At 64.2% G+C, this 18,299-nt stretch carries 20 protein-coding genes; 17 read left to right on the forward strand and 3 right to left on the reverse strand.

The annotated features are described in order from the left end of the window. The first annotated feature begins 459 nt into the window (after window positions 1-459). Both ACN4JJ_RS20215 and resB read left to right on the forward strand, forming a co-directional pair. Window positions 460-1,734 carry a peptidoglycan DD-metalloendopeptidase family protein gene (locus ACN4JJ_RS20215; protein WP_440711685.1) on the forward strand — a complete coding sequence of 425 codons (1,275 nt, stop codon included), beginning with the start codon at window positions 460-462 and terminating at the stop codon, window positions 1,732-1,734. 128 nt (window positions 1,735-1,862) lie between these two features. After that, entirely contained in the window at window positions 1,863-3,377 is a 1,515-nt protein-coding gene (gene resB, locus ACN4JJ_RS20220; protein WP_440711686.1) for a cytochrome c biogenesis protein ResB, read from the forward strand. Here the strand turns inward: resB and lspA are convergent. Continuing rightward, on the reverse strand, window positions 3,340-3,864 hold the full coding sequence (gene lspA / locus ACN4JJ_RS20225) for a signal peptidase II (protein WP_440711687.1): 525 nt from the start codon (window positions 3,862-3,864) through the stop codon (window positions 3,340-3,342). The two genes, resB and lspA, sit on opposite strands and share 38 nt — an antisense overlap. A gap of 48 nt (window positions 3,865-3,912) precedes the next feature. Here lspA and ACN4JJ_RS20230 point away from each other — a divergent pair, with 48 nt between their 5' ends. From ACN4JJ_RS20230 to ACN4JJ_RS20255, 6 genes are all read left to right on the forward strand, one after another. Beyond that, the gene (locus ACN4JJ_RS20230; RefSeq protein WP_440711688.1) at window positions 3,913-4,128 is read left to right on the forward strand and encodes a hypothetical protein; all 216 of its coding nucleotides are present in this window, start codon (window positions 3,913-3,915) and stop codon (window positions 4,126-4,128) included. Then, the gene (locus ACN4JJ_RS20235; RefSeq protein WP_440711689.1) at window positions 4,125-4,628 is read left to right on the forward strand and encodes a DUF3093 domain-containing protein; all 504 of its coding nucleotides are present in this window, start codon (window positions 4,125-4,127) and stop codon (window positions 4,626-4,628) included. The genes ACN4JJ_RS20230 and ACN4JJ_RS20235 overlap by 4 nt, the downstream gene beginning before the upstream one ends. Then, window positions 4,625-4,915: a TFIIB-type zinc ribbon-containing protein gene (locus tag ACN4JJ_RS20240; protein WP_440711690.1), complete on the forward strand. Its 291-nt coding sequence runs from the start codon at window positions 4,625-4,627 to the stop codon at window positions 4,913-4,915. The genes ACN4JJ_RS20235 and ACN4JJ_RS20240 overlap by 4 nt, the downstream gene beginning before the upstream one ends. Continuing rightward, a complete protein-coding gene (locus tag ACN4JJ_RS20245) occupies window positions 4,912-5,337 on the forward strand; it encodes a hypothetical protein (RefSeq protein ID WP_440711691.1) in 426 nt (141 codons plus the stop codon). Before ACN4JJ_RS20240 ends, ACN4JJ_RS20245 begins: the two co-directional genes overlap by 4 nt. 110 nt (window positions 5,338-5,447) lie before the next feature. Beyond that, window positions 5,448-5,606: a PLDc N-terminal domain-containing protein gene (locus ACN4JJ_RS20250; RefSeq protein ID WP_440711720.1), complete on the forward strand. Its 159-nt coding sequence runs from the start codon at window positions 5,448-5,450 to the stop codon at window positions 5,604-5,606. 381 nt (window positions 5,607-5,987) lie between these two features. Then, window positions 5,988-6,650 carry a C40 family peptidase gene (locus ACN4JJ_RS20255; RefSeq protein ID WP_440711692.1) on the forward strand — a complete coding sequence of 221 codons (663 nt, stop codon included), beginning with the start codon at window positions 5,988-5,990 and terminating at the stop codon, window positions 6,648-6,650. Window positions 6,651-6,902: 252 nt separating this feature from the next. Here the strand turns inward: ACN4JJ_RS20255 and ACN4JJ_RS20260 are convergent, their stop codons facing one another. Both ACN4JJ_RS20260 and cmtR read right to left on the reverse strand, forming a co-directional pair. Beyond that, complete coding sequence (locus tag ACN4JJ_RS20260) at window positions 6,903-7,613, reverse strand: cation efflux transmembrane domain-containing protein (RefSeq protein WP_440711693.1); 711 nt, start codon at window positions 7,611-7,613, stop codon at window positions 6,903-6,905. Beyond that, window positions 7,592-7,945, reverse strand: a complete 354-nt coding sequence (gene cmtR, locus ACN4JJ_RS20265) for a Cd(II)/Pb(II)-sensing metalloregulatory transcriptional regulator CmtR (RefSeq protein WP_440711694.1) — start codon at window positions 7,943-7,945, stop codon at window positions 7,592-7,594. The genes ACN4JJ_RS20260 and cmtR overlap by 22 nt, the downstream gene beginning before the upstream one ends. Window positions 7,946-8,258: 313 nt before the next feature. Between cmtR and ACN4JJ_RS20270 the strand changes: the two genes are divergently transcribed. The 9 genes from ACN4JJ_RS20270 (at window position 8,259) to ACN4JJ_RS20310 (ending at window position 17,496) form a co-directional block, all read left to right on the forward strand. Further along, window positions 8,259-8,450, forward strand: a complete 192-nt coding sequence (locus ACN4JJ_RS20270; protein WP_440711721.1) for a heavy-metal-associated domain-containing protein — start codon at window positions 8,259-8,261, stop codon at window positions 8,448-8,450. Further along, window positions 8,450-10,678 carry a heavy metal translocating P-type ATPase gene (locus ACN4JJ_RS20275; protein ID WP_440711695.1) on the forward strand — a complete coding sequence of 743 codons (2,229 nt, stop codon included), beginning with the start codon at window positions 8,450-8,452 and terminating at the stop codon, window positions 10,676-10,678. Before ACN4JJ_RS20270 ends, ACN4JJ_RS20275 begins: the two co-directional genes overlap by 1 nt. A 46-nt stretch (window positions 10,679-10,724) precedes the next feature. Beyond that, the gene (locus ACN4JJ_RS20280; protein ID WP_440711696.1) at window positions 10,725-11,153 is read left to right on the forward strand and encodes a DUF6153 family protein; all 429 of its coding nucleotides are present in this window, start codon (window positions 10,725-10,727) and stop codon (window positions 11,151-11,153) included. 92 nt (window positions 11,154-11,245) lie between these two features. After that, window positions 11,246-11,842, forward strand: a complete 597-nt coding sequence (locus tag ACN4JJ_RS20285) for a DUF305 domain-containing protein (protein ID WP_440711697.1) — start codon at window positions 11,246-11,248, stop codon at window positions 11,840-11,842. Between the two features lie 1,109 nt (window positions 11,843-12,951). Then, entirely contained in the window at window positions 12,952-13,626 is a 675-nt protein-coding gene (locus ACN4JJ_RS20290; protein ID WP_440711698.1) for a M23 family metallopeptidase, read from the forward strand. Next, window positions 13,623-14,885, forward strand: coding sequence for a M23 family metallopeptidase (locus ACN4JJ_RS20295; RefSeq protein WP_440711699.1), 1,263 nt, complete (start codon window positions 13,623-13,625; stop codon window positions 14,883-14,885). The genes ACN4JJ_RS20290 and ACN4JJ_RS20295 overlap by 4 nt, the downstream gene beginning before the upstream one ends. A gap of 310 nt (window positions 14,886-15,195) precedes the next feature. Further along, a complete protein-coding gene (locus ACN4JJ_RS20300; protein ID WP_440711700.1) occupies window positions 15,196-16,125 on the forward strand; it encodes a WD40/YVTN/BNR-like repeat-containing protein in 930 nt (309 codons plus the stop codon). Beyond that, window positions 16,122-16,760, forward strand: a complete 639-nt coding sequence (locus ACN4JJ_RS20305) for a TlpA family protein disulfide reductase (RefSeq protein ID WP_440711701.1) — start codon at window positions 16,122-16,124, stop codon at window positions 16,758-16,760. The genes ACN4JJ_RS20300 and ACN4JJ_RS20305 overlap by 4 nt, the downstream gene beginning before the upstream one ends. After that, on the forward strand, window positions 16,714-17,496 hold the full coding sequence (locus ACN4JJ_RS20310) for a cytochrome c biogenesis CcdA family protein (RefSeq protein ID WP_440711702.1): 783 nt from the start codon (window positions 16,714-16,716) through the stop codon (window positions 17,494-17,496). Before ACN4JJ_RS20305 ends, ACN4JJ_RS20310 begins: the two co-directional genes overlap by 47 nt. Window positions 17,497-18,299 lie beyond the last annotated feature (803 nt).

Below are 18,299 nucleotides of genomic sequence, written 5' to 3' on the forward strand. Positions count from 1 at the left end.
GGGAGCATACGCATGCGGTTGACGCCACGCGCACAGCCCCGACTGCTCCGTGTCGCATTCCTGGCTCTGTTGATCTGCGTGGCTGCTGCCACGACGACCGTGCTGCACGCCGCGTCATCGAATCACGACGCTGACGCTGCCGCTGCGGTTTTCGTTCTTGACTCGACCGCCTCCGCGCACGCACCGGACGCTGACGGCGGCGGCTTGGCCGAATGCATCGGTGCCGCCATGATCTGCATCGCCGCCATTGGCTCGATCGTGCTCGTCACCCATCAAGCACGTCGCGCATCCGGTGCCCTCGGCCAACCCTCGCTGGCGAACGCTCCGCCGGCGCGAACCGTACTGCGTCTCCCTCCGCTCTCCGTTCTGCAGTCAGCGGGCCTCCTCCGCATTTAAATTCCGCCTTCCATGCCCCGGACGCGTTATCGCGCCCCCCACCCCGCATCGGAAAGCAGAACCATGAATCCCTCCCCCTCGAGGGCCAGTCGCCGCGCACCCCGGCGCCCAGCCCGCACACCGATCTCGATCGTCCTGACGGCACTCGTCACCCTGGGGCTGGTCTCAACGCCCTACGCGGCGGCCGCAGAGGAGTATCCCACCTGGGCAGAGGTGGAGGCGGCTCGCGCTGACGAAAGCACCAAACAGGCCCAGATCGGGGAGCTCACCGCACTCATCAGCCAGATCGAATCGGATCTCGCTGCCGCTCAGCAGCAGGCGACGACTCTCACCGACGAGTGGGACGTCGCACAGGATGCGCGGGATCGCGCGGGCGAACGCGCCCGTGATCTCGAGACCCAAGCGACGGATGCGCAGCAGGCCGCCGACGCCGCACGACTGACCGTCGGACGACTTGTCAGCTCCATGGCGCGGACTGGTGGAAGCGACCAGCTCAGCGCGCAGCTGCTGCTATCAGGGTCGGACAGTGCCAACTTCCTCAACCTGTTGGCGACCGCATCACGGCTCTCCGAGAACATCGATCAGCTCTACCGACAGGCCGAGAATTCCAGCAACACGGCGCGGTCACTGACCGACCAGGCGATGGTGGCGAAAATCGAACGCGAACGTCTGGCGGTGGAAGCCGAGACGGCGATGCAGGCAGCCATCGCTGCGTCTCAGGCTGTCGAGGAGCAGCTCGGGCTTCAATTGGCGAACTCCGAAACGCTCAGGGCGCAACTCGCCGTGCTCTCCGAAAACCGTCAAGCGACCGAGGCTGACTACGCCCGCGGTGAGGAAGTCCGACGAGCAGCGGCCGCGGCTGCTGCCGCCGCTGCCGCCGCCGCAGCTGGGGAAGGGGGCTCCTCACAGTTGGATGCGGGACAGCTCTCCGATCAGGGCTGGGCGCGTCCGGTCGGTGGCAGCATTTCTGATGGGTTCGGCCCCCGAGTCGCTCCCACAGCGGGAGCAAGCACCTTCCACCGAGGCGTCGATCTCGGTGCCGGCTGCGGCACCCCCGTTTACGCCGCATCCGCGGGCACCGTGAATTACGCGGGATGGTTCGGTGGGCTCGGCAACTGGGTTCAGATCAGCCACGGAGCAGGGGTGCAAACCAGCTATGCCCACAACAGCCAGCTAGTCGTCAGCCCCGGGGAGACGGTGGCCGCAGGGCAGCTGATATCACTCGCCGGGACAACGGGTGTTTCGACCGGCTGCCATTTGCACTATGAGGTCACCGTCGACGGCACTCGCATCGATCCCGAATCATTCATGGCCGCGCGCGGGGCCGCGCTCGGATGACATCGTCAACGCGATCGGACGCTTCCGACACCGACCCGCGCCGCCCAGCCGACCATGTCGACGCGGAGCTGCCCCGCACTTCCTCGAGCGTCACCTGGGTCCGATGGGCATGGCGTCAACTCACGAGCATGCGCACCGCGCTGTTTCTGCTCCTCCTGCTAGCACTCGCCTCAATCCCCGGATCGTTGCTGCCTCAGCGCAGCTCCGACCCCAACGGGGTCGTCCAGTACATCGACAGAAACCCCGGCATCGCCCCACTGCTGGAAGCGGTGCAAGCGTTCGACTCCTATGGTTCGTTCTGGTACTCGAGCATCTACATCCTGCTGTTCATCTCACTGATCGGATGCGTCGTCCCCCGAGCCAAGCACCACTGGGATGCGTTGCGCGCTCAGCCGCCCCGAACGCCGGCGCGGCTGAGCAGACTGCCGGTCCACCAGATCGACACCTACCGGCAGCCCGTCGATAACGAGGCTGTTCTTCTGAAGGCCGAACGGATCCTCAAAGCTGCACGGTACCGGGTGACCCGCTACACCACCGGAACCACCACCTCACTGTCGGCCGAGCGCGGCTATCTCCGAGAAACCGGCAACCTCGTCTTCCACCTCTCGCTCGTGGGTCTGCTCGTCGCGGTCGCCATCGGCGGACTCTTCGGCTATGCGGGACAACGGGTGGTTGTAGAGGGGGAGGGATTCGCCAACGTACAGAGCTCTTACGACACCTTCAACCCCGGGCGCTTGTTCACACCAGAAGTGCTCAGCCCCTACCGGATCACCCTCGACAATTTCGACGTCGTCTACGAGGAGAGCGATCAGGGTGCGCTGGGGCAACCCCTGGACTACACCGCCTCAGTGTCGATCACGGAGCCCGGCAACGACTCGGTGCGCTCCGACGTCATCAAGGTCAATCGACCCCTGGAGCTTGCCGGCGCCGACATCTTCCTCCTCGGAAACGGGTATGCACCACGCATCACCATCCGGAACCCGGCCGGAGACGCCGTGTTCTCCGGCGCGGTCCCGTTCCTCCCGCAAGATTCCAACCTGACCTCCCTCGGCGTCATCAAAGTGCCCGACGGGCTCAGCGAGCAGATCGGCATGCTGTCGTTCTTCTACCCGACCGAGGAGACCGCCGCTTCAGGAGCCAAATTCTCGTCCTACCCCGACCTCATCTATCCCACGATGACCCTCAACGTCTTCCAAGGAGATCTCGGACTAGACGGCGGCGTACCGACCTCCGTGTATTCGCTCGACACCAGCACGCTCACCCAACTCACCGGCGGTGACACCGGGACGGATTCCCTCCAGCTCCGGCCCGGTGACACAGCGCAGCTTCCCAACGGCCTCGGCAGCATCACGCTGGATGAGATCAGCCGATTCGCTTCCTTCGATCTCAGCTACGACCCGGCGCAAGATGTTGTGTTGGTGTTCTCGATCCTGGCCACGGCAGGCCTGCTCACGTCACTGTTCGTTGCGCGTCGCCGGTTGTGGGTCAAGGTGGCACCTCAGCGCGACGGCAGCGTCGCCATCGAATACGCCGGTCTAGCCCGCGGAGACGACCCGCGGCTAAAGGACGCGGTTGCGGCATTCCGAGACAAGCACCGCGCGTCGCTCACGCTTCCGGGAGACGACGGCGAGAGCGCATCGTGACCACGAGAAGCCACACGATGACGCCCCCCACAGCAAACACGTCGGCGAGGTTGAAGATCGCGAACCAGGACACCGACAAATAATCGACGACCTCGCCCGTGAGAGGAGCATCGGACGGCGCCCGGAACACCCGGTCGATCACGTTCCCCAGACCCCCCGCGAGCACCACCGACAGGAGAACAGCATCCGTCACCTCACCGCGCCACACCTTGACGATTACCCATCCGGTCAGCACCGCGAGCATTCCAATGAGCACAACAGCCACAATCGGACCGAGCCCAGCACCCATACCGAATGCGACTCCCGGGTTGAACACCAACCTCAGATCAAACGTCGGGAGCACTTCAATAACGCGACCATGCGCCAGATCGGTGAGCGCCCACTGCTTCACCAGCTGATCGATGATCACCACAACAGTCAGCACTACCACTACGGAAACGGCGCCGACAAGGCGACGGCGGGCAAGGTCGGCACGTACGTCAGTCACCCGACGACTATACAGAAAATCCTGAACTATCTGTCCTACTCTGTGCTCATGACCACCAAGTGGAACGCGCCGGCACTGGCCGCGCGCCTTCGGCTGCTCCGCGTGCTCAACGCCGCCCCCACCGACAGCACCGTTGCGTCAACCAAACTCCGCCTGGTCACGATCGCAGATCAGGTCGGTCAGGGCGCGCTCTCTCCCGAACAAGCAGAACGGCTGCTGATCGGTCTGAGCGACCACCTCGAACGGCGGGGGAGTCACAAATGACGCAGTATCGCGAACGACTCCACCCGGCGCCGTCGATGTTCATATACATCGGCCTCGTCATTCCCGCCAGCATCCTCGTCTTCCTGCCGATCACCGCGGTGCCCGGACTTCTGGTCGGCATTGCCGTCGGAGTAGTCCTCTATTCCGGAGTCATCGCACTCTTCATCGCAACAGCGCCGGTCATCGAAATCACGGCTGACACCCTGCGCGTCGGCCGCGCAACGATCCCGCGCGCCTTCCTCGGAGAAATCCGCGGCTACGACGGCGACGCCGCCACCCGGCAACGAGGCCCCGCGCTCGACGCGCGAGCCTGGCTGTGCATCCGCGGATGGGTCAAGCCCGTCGTGAAGATCGCCATCACCGACCCCAGCGACCCCGTGCCCTATTGGCTGGTCTCGACCCGGCACCCCGACACGATCATCCACGCCCTCGGCGACAGCACGCCGGCAGGTCAACCCCGCACACCGAACGCCCCCATCCGACAAGGAGAAGAAGAATGAAGTGCCCCGTCGACTACACAACGCTGATGATGTCGAACCGCGAAGGAATCGAGATCGACTACTGCCCCCAGTGCCGAGGAGTCTGGCTTGACCGCGGAGAGCTCGACAAGATCGTCGAACGATCCGCCCCCGCTGCTGCCCCGCAATCGAGAGGCGGCTACGAACGAGACGGTCACGGCAGCGACCACGACCGGAACCGCTCGAGCGGACACGGCTACGACAACGGCTCGCACGGCAACCAGAAGAAGCGCGGCCGCGAATCCTGGCTGGGAGACCTCTTCGGATGACCAGCACACTCAGACGCTCCCAACCCGTCCGCCTCATTCTCGGAGCGAGTGCCGCCCTCATTACCGTTGTGGTGCTCACCAGCTGCTCGACGGTCGGCGATTTCGTCGCGCGGGAAGCATCGGACACCGCCTGCGCTGCCATTACACCGGTCATCGACCAGGTCACCGCTGACGTTCGGACCGCCGTCTCCGAGATCCCCGTCGACCCCGCAGCTGCTATCGACTCACTCCAGGCTGCAGGAGTGCTGCTTGGCACGTTGCCTGGCCAGTCCGACGCGGTCGACACGGCCCGAACCGCACTCGACGCCCTCATCACGGAAGCGCAAGCGGTGCAGCTCGGCCAGCGCCTCGACCAGAACAAGGTCGACGAACTCGGCAACCAGCTCACCGAAGCTCTTAGGGCTGCGATCGGAGTGTGCTGACCGACTCCGCGCGGACACGCACAGCCGGCGGCCAGGTCTCGTTGGCGCAACTCACCGCGCGGGGCGCCGCGCCAACGCGGCCGCCAGGCGGAGGGCCGCGCTAGTTCGTGATGCCATTCATCGGCCTGGCAATTCTGGCGATAGGAGCGGTTGTCGTGGCCCAAACGTCTGCGCTGACGCATGACCAGAAGGGCGCCTGGGTGATCTGCGTCGCACTGTTGCCCCTGGCTGGGTTGCTGGCGTGGATCATCATCTTGGTGACTCACTGACCTTTGACACCCCGATGACACCCGTCGTCCGTTATCGATCTGTTAGTAAATGTTTGGATGTACTCGACATGCGGCGTGGCGTCGCGTACCGTCGAAGAATCCGCTTCGCACCCGAAGCTGGCGGACCCCGGCCCAGCCATCCCATTCGCTTCTAGGCCGGTGCAGGAACCAGGAACGGGAAGGCGACCGGCATCAACGCCGAGCGGGAACCCAAGGACATTCGTGCCCCAAGAACACAACGCCCCACAGCCGCAAACACGACGAGAACTCCGCGAACTCGAACAGCGGCGAACGCGCACCCCGGTCGACCGTGAGACGAGCCTGTCTCGCGCGCCGAAGAAGGCAGGTGCCCCGAGGCGGCGGGCCGGCACCGTCATCGTCATGACGTTCACCGCCGGGCTGGTCGCGACCATGGCGCTGCCCGCGTACGCGTTCGGAGGCGGCGGCAATTTCGGAACCCCACAGCCGAGCCTTGCCATTGCCGGTGATCAAACGCTCGTTGTCCCGGACGCCTCGGCAGCCCTCGCGGTAAGCCGAGACAACTACACCGCCCCCACCCGCGAGGAACTCGAGGCGTCCCGCCAGGCAGCAGCAGCCGCCGTTGCGGCCACCCAAGCGGCGGCCGCCGCGGAAGCAGCCGCAGCCGCCAAGGCAACGGCTTCGACCGCAACCCCGTTCGCCGTGAACCCCCCATCCGGCCCCTACAGTGGCGACGCGATCGTCGCCTATGCCCAACAGTTCGTGGGAGTCGTCCCATACGGCACCGGTGCCACTCCCGACACCAGCTTCAGCTGTGACGGACTAACCCAATACGTGTTCGCGGCCTTCGGCATCTACCTGCCCCGCATGGTCTCGAATCAGGCGGCCATGGGAATCCCTATCGCGCCAGCCGATGCCCGCGCCGGGGATCTCGTGGTCTGGCCCGGAACCCACATCGGAATCTACGACGGGAACGGTCAAAGCATCGACTCGCCCGACTGGGGGCGTTACGTCGAGCATCGCCCATTGTGGGGCAGCTACTACTTCGTGCGAATAGTCGGCTGACCCGACATCCAGACGGCTCCTCGAGCACGAGATCTACGGGGCCGCCTCCTGCTGTCAACCGAGCCTGGATTCAAGCCCTCACCAGCACCGCCGAACGTGACGAGTTGCGTGCAGTTCCCGAAGTCGAGGACATTAACCCGAGCACGGCCACGGAGTAGGCGCGCTGGTAGCGCTCAGCAGCAGGTGCAGCCGTCGGCGCATTCGGCGGTGCAGCAGGTTCCGTCGCAGCAGTCAGACATGGTGTCTCCTTGGTCAGTGGTGCTCGTGGTGGTCATGGTTGTGGTGCTCGTCGTCGTTATCGTCGTCGAGCAGCATGCCGACGGAGGTGGCGCACGCGTCGCCCTTCCAGGCTTCGATGCCTTCGCGGACGGCGAAGACGACGATGACGAGGGCGGCGATCGGGTCGGCCCACCACCAGCCGAACAGGCTGTTGAGCAGCAGGCCGATCAGCACGGCCGCGGACAGGTACGCGCAGATTAGGGTCTGCTTCGAGTCGGCTACGGCGGTGGCCGAGCCCAGCTCACGGCCGTTGCGGCGTTCCGCGAGGGACAGGAAGGGCATGATGACCACGCTGAGGGCGGTCAGGACGATGCCGACGGTGCTGTGCTCTGCTTCGACGACACCCGTGAGTGCCAGGACTGAATTGGCGCCCACGTAGAGGGCGAGAGCGAAGAACGCCACGGCGATAACGCGGAGTGTGCCCTTCTCCCACCGCTCCGGTTCTTTGCGGGTGAACTGCCAGGCCACGGCGGCCGCGGAGAGCACTTCGATAGTGGAGTCGAGGCCGAACCCGATGAGGGCGCCCGAGGAGGCGGCCGTGCCGGCGGCGATCGCGACGACGGCCTCAATGAGGTTGTACCCGATCGTCACCGCGACGATCAGGCGGATGCGCTTCTGCAGAACCGCCCGGCGCTCGTCGCTGGGGCGCTCGACCGTGGCCGTCACGGGGTGGCCTCGCAGCATCCGGGCACGGTGCAGGATTCGTCGTTACACGGCGCCGAGGTGTCGACGGCCAGGACGACGCCCACCAGGTCGTTGAGCGCTTTCGCGAGGTGTGCGTCCGCGATCTCGTAGCGATTCTGCCGCCCCTCGGGTTCCGCCACGACGATGCCGCAGTCACGCAGACAGGTCAGATGGTTGGAGACGTTCTGACGCGTCAAATCGAGAGCTTCCGCGATCCCAGCCGGATAGGCCGGAGCGTCCAGCAGCATCAATAGGATGCGTGAACGGGTCGGATCGGCCATCGCGCGGCCGAGCCGGTTCATCACATCCAGTCGAGTCGTGATCGTCAGCATGACCCCATTAATACAGCTGGCGCTGTATTAATCAAGACCTCTAATGGCACTCCTGGATGCCGGATCACCGTGCACAGTTGCGATATACCCCTGTAGGGTATATCGTCGATACCCCGAGGGGGTACATTGGACTCTCGCATTGTGATGTCGATGTCTTCCGCAGTCCTATATCAAGGAGAGCAACATGCACGCTACAACGAACGACCTCGGACTGTCTGACGCGAACAGCGGTTGCAGCTGTGGAACTCACCCTCACGTGGGGCAGAGCACTGCGGGGTCGAGCGCTGTTACCGCTGAGTATCTGGTGACCGGCATGACTTGCTCCCACTGCGTGGCGAGCGTGACGGAGGAGATCTCTGCGCTCGAGGGCGTAGAGGGAGTCGACATCGAACTGAATCTGGGTGGCGCGTCTCGGGTCAGCATCTCTAGCGTGGCCGCCGTGGATGGCGCTGCCGTTCGTGCCGCCGTCGAGGAGGCGGGCTACTCCGTGGTGAGCGCAGGCTGATGGGAGCCACTGAGGTGGAACTCGATATCGGGGGGATGACGTGCGCGTCGTGCGCGAATCGGATCGAACGCAAGTTGAACCGTGTTCCCGGGGTGGAGGCCACGGTGAACTACGCAACCGAGAAGGCTCGAATCCGGACGAACGTAGAGCTGTCTCCGGCCCAGCTGATCGCCGTTGTTGAATCCGCTGGTTACACCGCGGCCGTCCCCGCGCCGCCGAACCAGGAGGGCACCGACGCCGGTACCGACGATGAGACGTTCGGCCTTCGGCGTCGGCTGCTGATCTCGGCGGCGCTGGCGCTTCCTGTTGCCGTGCTTTCGATGATCCCGGCACTCCAGTTCACAAACTGGCAATGGCTCGCGCTGACCCTTGCATCGCCCGTGGCGGTGTGGGGGGCGTGGCCTTTCCACCGGGCGGCGTGGGTCAACGCCAGGCGCGGCGCTGCCACGATGGACACCCTGATCAGTGTCGGCGTGCTCGCCGCATTTGGTTGGTCGCTGTATGCCCTGTTCTTTGGCTCGGCAGGTGAGCCGGGGATGCAGATGACGTTCACTCTGTTCGGTGCGCCGCACGGGGAGGAGATCTATCTTGAAGTCGCTGCCGCGGTCACCGTGTTCATCCTGGCCGGGCGTTACTTCGAGGCGCGCGCAAAGCGGGACTCAGGGGCTGCTCTCCGTGCACTCCTGGAACTTGGTGCGAAAGAAGCAGTGCAACTGCGCGACGGGCGTGAAACGAGAGTTCCGGTTGGTGCTCTGGCTCCGGGGGATGTCTTCGTGGTTCGGCCGGGGGAGAAGATCGCTACCGATGGGTTGATCACCGATGGCGCGTCGGCCGTCGACCTCAGCATGCTGACCGGCGAGTCGATCCCGGTCGAGGTGGGTGTTGGTGACCGGGTGGTTGGTGCCAGCGTGAACGTCGGTGGCCGGCTGACCGTCGAGGTGACGCGGACCGGTGCCGACACGGAACTGGCACGTCTTGGCCGCCTCGTCGAAGACGCCCAGACCGGAAAAGCAGACGTCCAGCGCCTAGCCGACCGAGTATCCGGAATCTTCGTCCCCATCGTTATCGGACTGGCAGTCGTCACCTTTGTAGGATGGCTCATTCTCGGCGGGCCTGTCGAGGCGGCCTTCACTGCCGCCGTGGCGACTCTGATCATTGCGTGCCCGTGCGCATTGGGGTTGGCCACCCCAACCGCTCTGCTGGTCGGCACCGGGCGCGGATCGCAGCTCGGTATCCTCATCCGCGGTCCTCAGGTGCTCGAGCAGACCCGTCGAATCGACACCATCGTCCTGGATAAGACCGGCACGGTCACCACCGGGCACATGGCACTCCTGGACGTGATCGCCGAACCGGGGGAGAGCGTTGCTGAGATCCGGGCTATCGCGGCAGCGGCCGAGAGCGGGTCAGAACACCCCATCGCTCACGCCATCACCACCGCCTCAGCCCAGCATCCCGCCGCGGAATCGTTCCAATCACATAGTGGGCACGGCGTCCAGGCGGTCGTCGACGGCCACCTGGTGGTCGCCGGCAAACCCAGCTGGTTGGCAGCCGAATGGGGCATCAACCTCAACCCCACCCTGGCCCAGGCTCACGACGTGGCCGAGCTGGAGGGAAAGACCGCGATCGCGATCGGCTGGGACGGGGCCGCCCGGGGCATCCTGGTCGTCGGTGACACCATCAAGCCCGGCAGCGCCGCAGCGATCAGCGACTTCCGCAAACTCGGTCTGACCCCCGTGCTCCTCACCGGCGACAACGCCGGCGCTGCACGTCTCGTCGGTGAAGCCGCCGGGATCAGCGACGTCCGGTCAGATGTCACCCCGCAAGGGAAACTCGAAACCATCCGCGAGCTCCAAGCTCAGGGACACACTGTGGCGATGGTCGGTGACGGGGTCAACGACGCCGCCGCCCTCGCGGCGGCGGACCTCGGTATCGCTATGGGAGCGGGGACGGACGCGGCGATCGAAGCGGCGGACATCACGGTGATGCGCGACGATCTAGGAGCTGCAGCCGATGCTCTGCGTCTCGCCCGGCGCACGTTCGGGATCATCAAAGGCAACCTCTTCTGGGCGTTCGCCTACAACGTCGCGGCGATCCCGGTCGCGATGCTGGGCCTTCTGAACCCTCTGGTCGCGGGAGCGGCAATGGCGTTCTCCTCCGTTTTCGTCGTGTCGAACAGTCTGAGACTGCGCGGATTTACGCCCCGGAACTCCACAGCGAGATCGCGGTAGTGGGGGATACGGTGGATGCGACAGGAGGTGGGGACGAGTGAATCTGATGAGCATTCGTGCCACCTTGCTGCGCCCCGCCTCCTTGCAGAAGACATTGCTGCTGATCAGTGTGATCATCGCCGTGGTCGCCGGGCTACTGGCCATGCACACGATGGCGGCCACGACTGGCCATAGCGAACCGGCAACCGCCGCGATGACCATGACCAGCGACGAGCACACCAACGCCACGTCGTCCGCCCCGGTTGGCGACAATTGCGTCCAGGAGTGCACACCCGAGCACGACATGACGGCCATGATCTGTGTGCTGGCTCTCCTCGTCGGAGGACTCTTCCTGGTCATCGCCCTGCTCCGGGCCGGGGGGCTTGCTAGTGTCGCGGTGCGCCTTCAACCATTGATCCGAGCGCTGCGGGCGACCGGCTCGTTCCCTTTCCGAGATCCGCCCGACCTATCGAAGTTGTCCATCAGTCGAACCTGATTCACCGCGACGCCGCCGGCGTTATCGGACGGTACTCCGCGCCCTGAATCACCCCATATTTCGAACTGATTGGACTTACACTCATGCCACGCATGCGCAACACCCTCATGATCGCCGGCGCCCTCGCCGCCACACTCACGCTCGCCGGATGTGCCGGCTCCGGGTCGATGCCCGGAATGGACCACGGTGGAAGCGGCTCCGCCACCTCCGCCCCGTCCGCAGAGGCCGGCACGTTCAACGACCAAGACGTCACGTTTGCTCAGATGATGACTGCCCACCACGAGCAGGCGATCGAGATGGCCGACATGCTCTTGGCCAAGACGGGCGTCGAGGAGAACATCACCCAGCTCGCGGAAAAGATCAAGGCCGCCCAGCAGCCGGAGATCGACACGATGACCGACTGGCTGGCCTCGTGGGGAGCATCCACCGACAGCATGTCGGGGATGGACCACGGCAGCGACGGCATGATGAGCGCGGACGACATGACCGCCCTCGAGCAAGCCAGCGGGGCAGACGCCGGAAAGCTGTTCCTGGAACAGATGATCCAGCACCACCAAGGCGCCATCGAGATGGCGCAGACCGAAGTTGACTTGGGCGAGAACGCCGACGCGGTTGCTCTGGCGGAGAAGATCGTGACCGACCAAACCGCCGAGATCACCGAGATGCAGTCCATGATCGACGCGCTCTAACAACGAGATTCTGGGTCGCCGCGCCACTCATTGCGTCGACGCGGCGACCCAGCACCACAGCCCCAGGGCGAGAGCGCAGTTGGTTCTTCGTGACCAAACCGTTACCCTAGGGCGGTATGCCTAAGACCGGCCGATTCCGGAAGGACGACGTGATGACAGGAAACTTGCCTCGCGTAGCTTCGCTCCGCCTACCGTTCTGGGCGCGGCTCACGATCGTCGTGTTCGCTATCGCAGCGGCATGCCTGGGACTCGTCACACTGCATTCGACGACCAGCCACGCTCAGGTGGCCAGCCACTCCCATGAGGGAGCCACTGGAATCCATCAGCATGCAGCTACCATGACGAGCGAGACGGGCGCCAGCACTGACACCGGCGGGCTGAACGGTGCATCAGGACTCTTGGCAGGCTGCGAGGGCTGTGCACTAGGAACCGTGACCGCGACAACCGGTACTCTGCTTCTGCTACTTTCGGCCATTTTCATGCTCGCGCAGACCCCGGGGATATTTGCTCGCCTCATCGATCGCGGACGGTCGGTGGTACTCACGGCCGCCGGACTCCCGCGGAGCGTCATCACCCCACCCCCCCTCGTCCTAGGTATCAGTAGGACGTAGAATTCCGGCCACCAATCTTGGCCTCGCACCCTCGACCGCTTCGGTGAGGGCTTTGGCGTGCATGCGCATTCATTTTCGCGCGCCGCATCCACTTTCTTTCACGTTCTCTAACGAAATGTGCCATTGACTAACCCGACCCCCTCCTCGCCTTACCCGAGCCGCCGCTCTCTGCGCACGCCCCCGCGGCAAGCCGAAGCACCTTACCCTCGCCGACGAGACCTACGCGAATCATCCAACCCTGACGTGCAGATCCGCCGCCGCGACCTCCGGAAGCCATCGGGACCGGAGCAGGATTCTGGAAACGACCGCCAGGAGGTTGTCGCCGTACCGATTGCACGAGCCCAGACTGCCCCTCTGATAGCCGTGCCCTTACCGGCACCTGCGCTTCCCAGCCGTCGTTCCGCGTATCAAGCCGAAACGCTGCCACCCCACACGAGGCGGCAGCCGCCACTCCGGCGGGCAGCCGTAGCGGTGCGCCGTGCTCAGGCAACCATCGCGATGGCCTTCGTTGGTTTGCTTGCCCTCACCGTCGCGATTCCCGCCGCGGCCGCTCCCGGAGCGGACGGGCAACTGCCCGCATCTGCCGGGCAAACAACTCAGACCTTGGTTGCCGGGGGCGCCGCAGCAGTTGTGCAGCGTGACGGGTACTCGGTGACCGAAGCGCCACCGCCGCCACCCCCCGTGGTGGTGCCGGCGGCGTCCAGCGCGTTCGCTCGCACGGCGAACACCTTCACCAACAACCCACTGTCGCCCATCCAGTGGCCTTTCACCACAGGCGTGCCGATCAGCGATGGGTTCGGGCCGCGTACGGCACCCTGTGATGGCTGCTCCAGCTACCACAAAGGCATAGACATGAATCCGGGTCAAGGGACCCCGATCCAGGTCGTCGCCGACGGTGTGGTCACCGTCGCTCAAGCCACTGACAACGGCGGACTGGGTGTCTATGCGGAGATCGAGCATGTCATTGATGGGCAACGCATCACCAGTGTCTACGGGCACATGCTCGAAGGCTCCCTCCAACTCACTGAGGGGCAAGTCGTCACCGTAGGCCAGCAGGTCGGAAACGTCGGCAACACCGGAACCAGCACCGGAGCTCACCTGCACTTCGAGATCCACCAAGATGGGACACCCATCGACCCGTATCCGTGGATGACAGCCCACGTCCTGCCATGACTCGCGCCCGCCACAAAGTCAATTCCCTCCTGGGCGCTCTTGCGGTCGCGATCGCAGTCATCGTCAGTGGTGCCGCCAGCGCGGCGGCTGCAGCGGAGTACCCAAGCTGGGAGGATGTGCTCGCCGCGCAGGCGAACGAGTCGATTAAGCAAAACGAGATTGCAAACATCCAGTCGTTGATCTCAGGACTCACCGCCGACGTCATCGCCGCGCAAGAGCGCTCGATTCAGCTCGGCACGGAATACCAGATCGCCCAGGACAATTTCGATACCGCGCTGTTCCGGGCTGAGCAGCTGCGATCTCAGGCAGATGCCGCGCAAGCCGTGGCGAATACGTCGTCACGGCAGGCTGGCCAGTTCGCCGCGCTCCTGGCCCGATCCGGAGACAGCGGTCTCTCCATGGCGCTTCTGCTCAGCAAATCCAGTGACGCCGACAATCTGCTCTACCAGCTCGGCACGATGAGCAAAATCACCGAATCATCGTCACAGGTATACCGGCAGGCTACCCGGGACAAGAACACCGCTGCTTCGCTCGCCGATCAGGCCACGGTCGCCGCGGCCATACGGGAGTCACTCGCGCAGGAAGCCACCCTTCTCCGGGACGAGGCCATCGCTGCACAGCAGGCAGTGGAAGACGCTCTCTCCGCGCAACAGGCCTACCAAGCTGACCTCGAGGCGCAGCTAGCGGTCCTAACCGAGAACAGGGCGGCGACCGAGGTGGACTACAACGCGGGTGTCGCCGCCCGCGCCGCCGCCGAAGCGGCCGCCTCAGCTGCCCGATCGGCAGCCGCAGCCGAAGCCGCTGCAGCAGCAGCGACGGCCGGACAGCCCGTGGCAACCGCATCAGGGTGGTTCAGCCCCTTCCCCGGGGCATTCTCCACCGACGAGTATGGAATGCGGGTGAACCCGGTCGACGGCGGCTACCGCCTTCACGCAGGACTGGACCTCGCCTACAACGGCGGAACCTGCGGTGCGCCCGTCTACGCGGCGGCCGCTGGCCAAGTCACGTTCGCGGGCCCCAACGGCGGGCTTGGCAATAATGTCCAGATCGGGCACGGCGGCGGAGTGACCACCAGCTATGCCCACAACACCACGGTGATCGTCGGCCGAGGAGAAGCCGTCGTTGCCGGGCAAGTCGTGGCGTATGCCGGCACTACCGGAAACTCGACCGGCTGCCATCTGCATTTCGAAACCCGCGTGAGCGGCGACCCCCAAGATCCCCGCGCATTCATGGCCGCCCGCGGAGTTGCATTCGGATGAGACACCGAGTCAAGGCAATTGTCACCGGGGCAGTTCTCGCTGCCGCGATCTTCCTGACAACCCTTCCCGTGCAGCTCGCCGAAGCGCACGTGCCGACGCTGGCCACTAACACAACGTGGACTCAAGTCGTGCAACTGCATGACGAACCTCGGGACCTCAATATCGCCCCCTCATCGGCGTCCCAAGATCGCGGTGGCCCTGCGGACGACGTCGCTTGGCTCGCCGTCATAGTGATCGCCTTGCCCATTCTCGCCGTGCTCATCTCAACCCTTCGCACCCAGCGGCCCACCCGACGACCAGGACGGACCTATTGAAGCTTCACGCCCGCACGCTCATCCCATTTATGGCGGCAGCTCTGACCGCCAGCCTGCTGACGGCCTGCACATCGGCAAGCCCGACAGGCACTGCCCCGGCCGCCGAATTCGAGCACACACACGGACTCGGCCACGACTCGGCAACCGGAATCGTGTTCGCAGCCACCCACAACGGCGTCTGGGAGCTACCAACCGACCAGCTTCCCTCCTCCTTTGGAACAGGAAGCCTCAAAAGCACTCCCGGCGATATTCCGGTGCTCATCGCCGACCGCAGGCAAGACACCATGGGGTTCCTCGTAACCGACAGCGGCATGCTCCTCGGGTCCGGGCACCCTGATCCGGCCGATGCATCCGCACCCGCCAACCTCGGCCTGATTGCAAGCAACAATGCCGCCCAAGACTGGACTCCAGTGTCGCTGTCGGGCGAGACGGACTTCCACGATCTCGCGGCCGCGACCACGGCCAACGGGGCGATACGCATCTACGGGTACGACGCCACCCAGGGAACCATCCTCATCAGCGACGACAGCGGTGCTACGTGGGCCGGCGGCGCCGCTCTGGATCTCCGCGATTTGGCCGCTGATGCAAGCAACCCTGATCGTGTCTACGCCACCACTGCCTCCGGGCTGCAAGTCAGCGACGATGCCGCGCGCACGTTCACGCCGGTGGCTGACGCTCCCGCTCTGTACTTGATTGATGCGGCGGATAACGGGTATGTCGGTATCGACACCAAGGGCTCCATTTGGCACACCGGGCAGGATGGTGGCTGGGTTCAGGGCGCAGTCATCAGTGGAGAATCACAAGCCCTCAGCTTCGTCGGCGGTACCGAACCCTGGCTGCTCGTAGCCGATGGTCGGGGTATTCGCGCGACGCCCGATTACGGGGCTTCATGGGTTCCTCTCATTCAGCAAGAAGGGCAGCAGTGATAAAAGTAAAGCCCCGCCACCTTCTTCTAGCAGCGGTGACAGCCCTTCTCTCTATCACGCTGGCCGGATGTGCCGCAGACCCTCTCGCGGCGCAGTATCTGGCGGGAAGCGGAAAGAACTACATCGCTGGAGACGGCAGCATCACAGAAATCGCTGAGGAAAATCGGGGAGACCCGGTGCACTTTCAGGCTGAAACGGAGAATGGAGAAGCAGTCTCTTCAGACGAGATGATTGGTAAGATCCTCGTGCTGAACTTCTGGTACGCAGGATGCGCTCCCTGCCGCGCTGAGGCGCCTGAGCTTCAAGCGGCGTGGGAAAAGTTTCAGTCCGAGCCAGTGACGTTCCTGGGCGTGAATGTCCGAGACCAGTCGGGCACGGCCTTGTCTTTCGCACAAACCTACGGGATAACGTATGACTCCGTCATTGACGCCAACGACGGCAAAATGCAACTCGCATTCAGCGGAACCGTCGCAGCGAACGCGGTCCCCACGACACTCATCATTGATAAGCAAGGTCGAGTAGCCAGCCGCATCCTGGGACGGATTCCAGACCAGAGCGTGCTTGATGCACTAATCAGTACTGCGCTTGATGAGCAAGGCCCACCTGCACCAGACCCCGTCTCCAGCAATGGGTGAGTGGTTCGCCAGCACGGTCCTGACGGGGCAGCTTCTGGTCGCAGTTCCTGTGGCTCTTATCGCGGGATTGGTGTCATTCGTGTCGCCCTGCGTGCTGCCTCTCGTGCCCGCATACGTCGGTTATGTCGGCGGGATGTCATCGGCCGAAGGGTCAGTAACTCGAAGTCGTGTCACTGCCGGAGTCGCACTTTTCGTCTTGGGTTTCGCGGTCGTCTTCGTCGCCTACGGCGCCGCTTTCGGGGCGGCCGGAGCCTGGCTGGTGCGATGGCAAGGAACCATCAGTCAGATTCTCGGGGTGCTCGTTGTCGTCATGGGAATAGCCTTTCTAGGCGGCATCCGCCCCCTGCAGCGGACCCTCAAGCTCAATACGCGGCCACTCACCGGGCTCGCCGGAGCGCCACTCATGGGCGTCGTGTTCGGCGTCGGCTGGACTCCCTGCATGGGCCCCACGCTGGCAGCCATCTCTCTTCTCAGCCTCGACGCGGCGTCGCCTTGGCGGGGCGCCCTGCTCGGATTTGCATACTGCTTGGGCCTTGGCGTTCCGTTCCTGCTCGTAGCGTTCGGGTTCGGAAAGATGACGAGAACCATGGCGTTTCTTCGCAGCCGTATCCGCACCATCAACATGATTGGGGGCGTACTGCTCATCATCCTCGGGATACTCATGGTCACTGGCGTTTGGACGTCGCTGATCTACGGACTCCAGGGGCTAATCAGCAGCACCACCTTGCCCATATGACTGCCGGCCTCCCCAACGACTCGAGCCGGCCTGGTGCCATCAGAGTCCTTGCCACGCAATCGGGCACGCCACGGGAGCACTACACCGCTTCTCATAGGCAAAATTCATACCCAGCCAGGGTATCCTGTGACCAACCTTGGGCCGCCCCGAGCTCTCACGCTGTAGGCAGTTCGACGACAAGACTATTCAGGAGGAAATGCCAGATGCATGCCCCAAGGCGCATCGATTCGGCCCTACCTCTCAGGACGCTCTGCTTGCTGGCCGTCCCTCTCGGTCTTCTGATTCTCATAATCGCGATACTTTTACCGCACGGCTTCGCTGCGGCTACGCCAAGTCAGCCCGGAACCAATCAGACCATCGCCACTGCAACCACCGATGTCTCAGTCATAACGGACGTTGCCGGCGACCTCGGTCACGATTGGTGCGAACGATCGTGCGCACCGATCTGCGCTGCAGACGACTCATGCGCTTCAGTTTCGTTCGACGCGGCAGCAATCGGCCGGCAGGCACCCATTGAGCTCTCTGATTGGTTGAGCTCCCGTGAAATTGCGTCCACATTGCCCGCGCTAGCGCGAAACACCCAGCCGCCATCTCTGGTGGCCCTTTCCGTCTTCCGTATCTAGGCCGGGACAGACACTAGGTCGCGTTCACCCACGGACGCGCCCTCACACTGACGAAACATTGCCTATAAGGCACGGCAACAGGGCAGGTGCTCGTTGTCTTCATCTTGCCTTGCATTCGCCTGTAGCTAGTTTCTCCCGCGCTGCTTCGCCCCGTCTGGGTCCAGTCGGCGACGGTCAGCT

The organism is Herbiconiux dendrobii (assembly GCF_052048175.1).
Classification (GTDB): domain Bacteria; phylum Actinomycetota; class Actinomycetes; order Actinomycetales; family Microbacteriaceae; genus Herbiconiux.

Coding starts and splice junctions, on each gene's coding strand:
- ACN4JJ_RS20215 (WP_440711685.1), top strand. CDS start 460: ATGAATCCCTCCCCCTCGAGGGCCAGTCGCCGCGCACCCCGGCGCCCA.
- resB (WP_440711686.1), top strand. CDS start 1,863: ATGCGCACCGCGCTGTTTCTGCTCCTCCTGCTAGCACTCGCCTCAATC.
- ACN4JJ_RS20230 (WP_440711688.1), top strand. CDS start 3,913: ATGACCACCAAGTGGAACGCGCCGGCACTGGCCGCGCGCCTTCGGCTG.
- ACN4JJ_RS20235 (WP_440711689.1), top strand. CDS start 4,125: ATGACGCAGTATCGCGAACGACTCCACCCGGCGCCGTCGATGTTCATA.
- ACN4JJ_RS20240 (WP_440711690.1), top strand. CDS start 4,625: ATGAAGTGCCCCGTCGACTACACAACGCTGATGATGTCGAACCGCGAA.
- ACN4JJ_RS20245 (WP_440711691.1), top strand. CDS start 4,912: ATGACCAGCACACTCAGACGCTCCCAACCCGTCCGCCTCATTCTCGGA.
- ACN4JJ_RS20250 (WP_440711720.1), top strand. CDS start 5,448: ATGCCATTCATCGGCCTGGCAATTCTGGCGATAGGAGCGGTTGTCGTG.
- ACN4JJ_RS20255 (WP_440711692.1), top strand. CDS start 5,988: ATGACGTTCACCGCCGGGCTGGTCGCGACCATGGCGCTGCCCGCGTAC.
- ACN4JJ_RS20260 (WP_440711693.1), bottom strand. CDS start 7,613: ATGCTGCGAGGCCACCCCGTGACGGCCACGGTCGAGCGCCCCAGCGAC.
- cmtR (WP_440711694.1), bottom strand. CDS start 7,945: ATGCTGACGATCACGACTCGACTGGATGTGATGAACCGGCTCGGCCGC.
- ACN4JJ_RS20270 (WP_440711721.1), top strand. CDS start 8,259: ATGACTTGCTCCCACTGCGTGGCGAGCGTGACGGAGGAGATCTCTGCG.
- ACN4JJ_RS20275 (WP_440711695.1), top strand. CDS start 8,450: ATGGGAGCCACTGAGGTGGAACTCGATATCGGGGGGATGACGTGCGCG.
- ACN4JJ_RS20280 (WP_440711696.1), top strand. CDS start 10,725: ATGAGCATTCGTGCCACCTTGCTGCGCCCCGCCTCCTTGCAGAAGACA.
- ACN4JJ_RS20285 (WP_440711697.1), top strand. CDS start 11,246: ATGCGCAACACCCTCATGATCGCCGGCGCCCTCGCCGCCACACTCACG.
- ACN4JJ_RS20290 (WP_440711698.1), top strand. CDS start 12,952: ATGGCCTTCGTTGGTTTGCTTGCCCTCACCGTCGCGATTCCCGCCGCG.
- ACN4JJ_RS20295 (WP_440711699.1), top strand. CDS start 13,623: ATGACTCGCGCCCGCCACAAAGTCAATTCCCTCCTGGGCGCTCTTGCG.
- ACN4JJ_RS20310 (WP_440711702.1), top strand. CDS start 16,714: ATGAGCAAGGCCCACCTGCACCAGACCCCGTCTCCAGCAATGGGTGAG.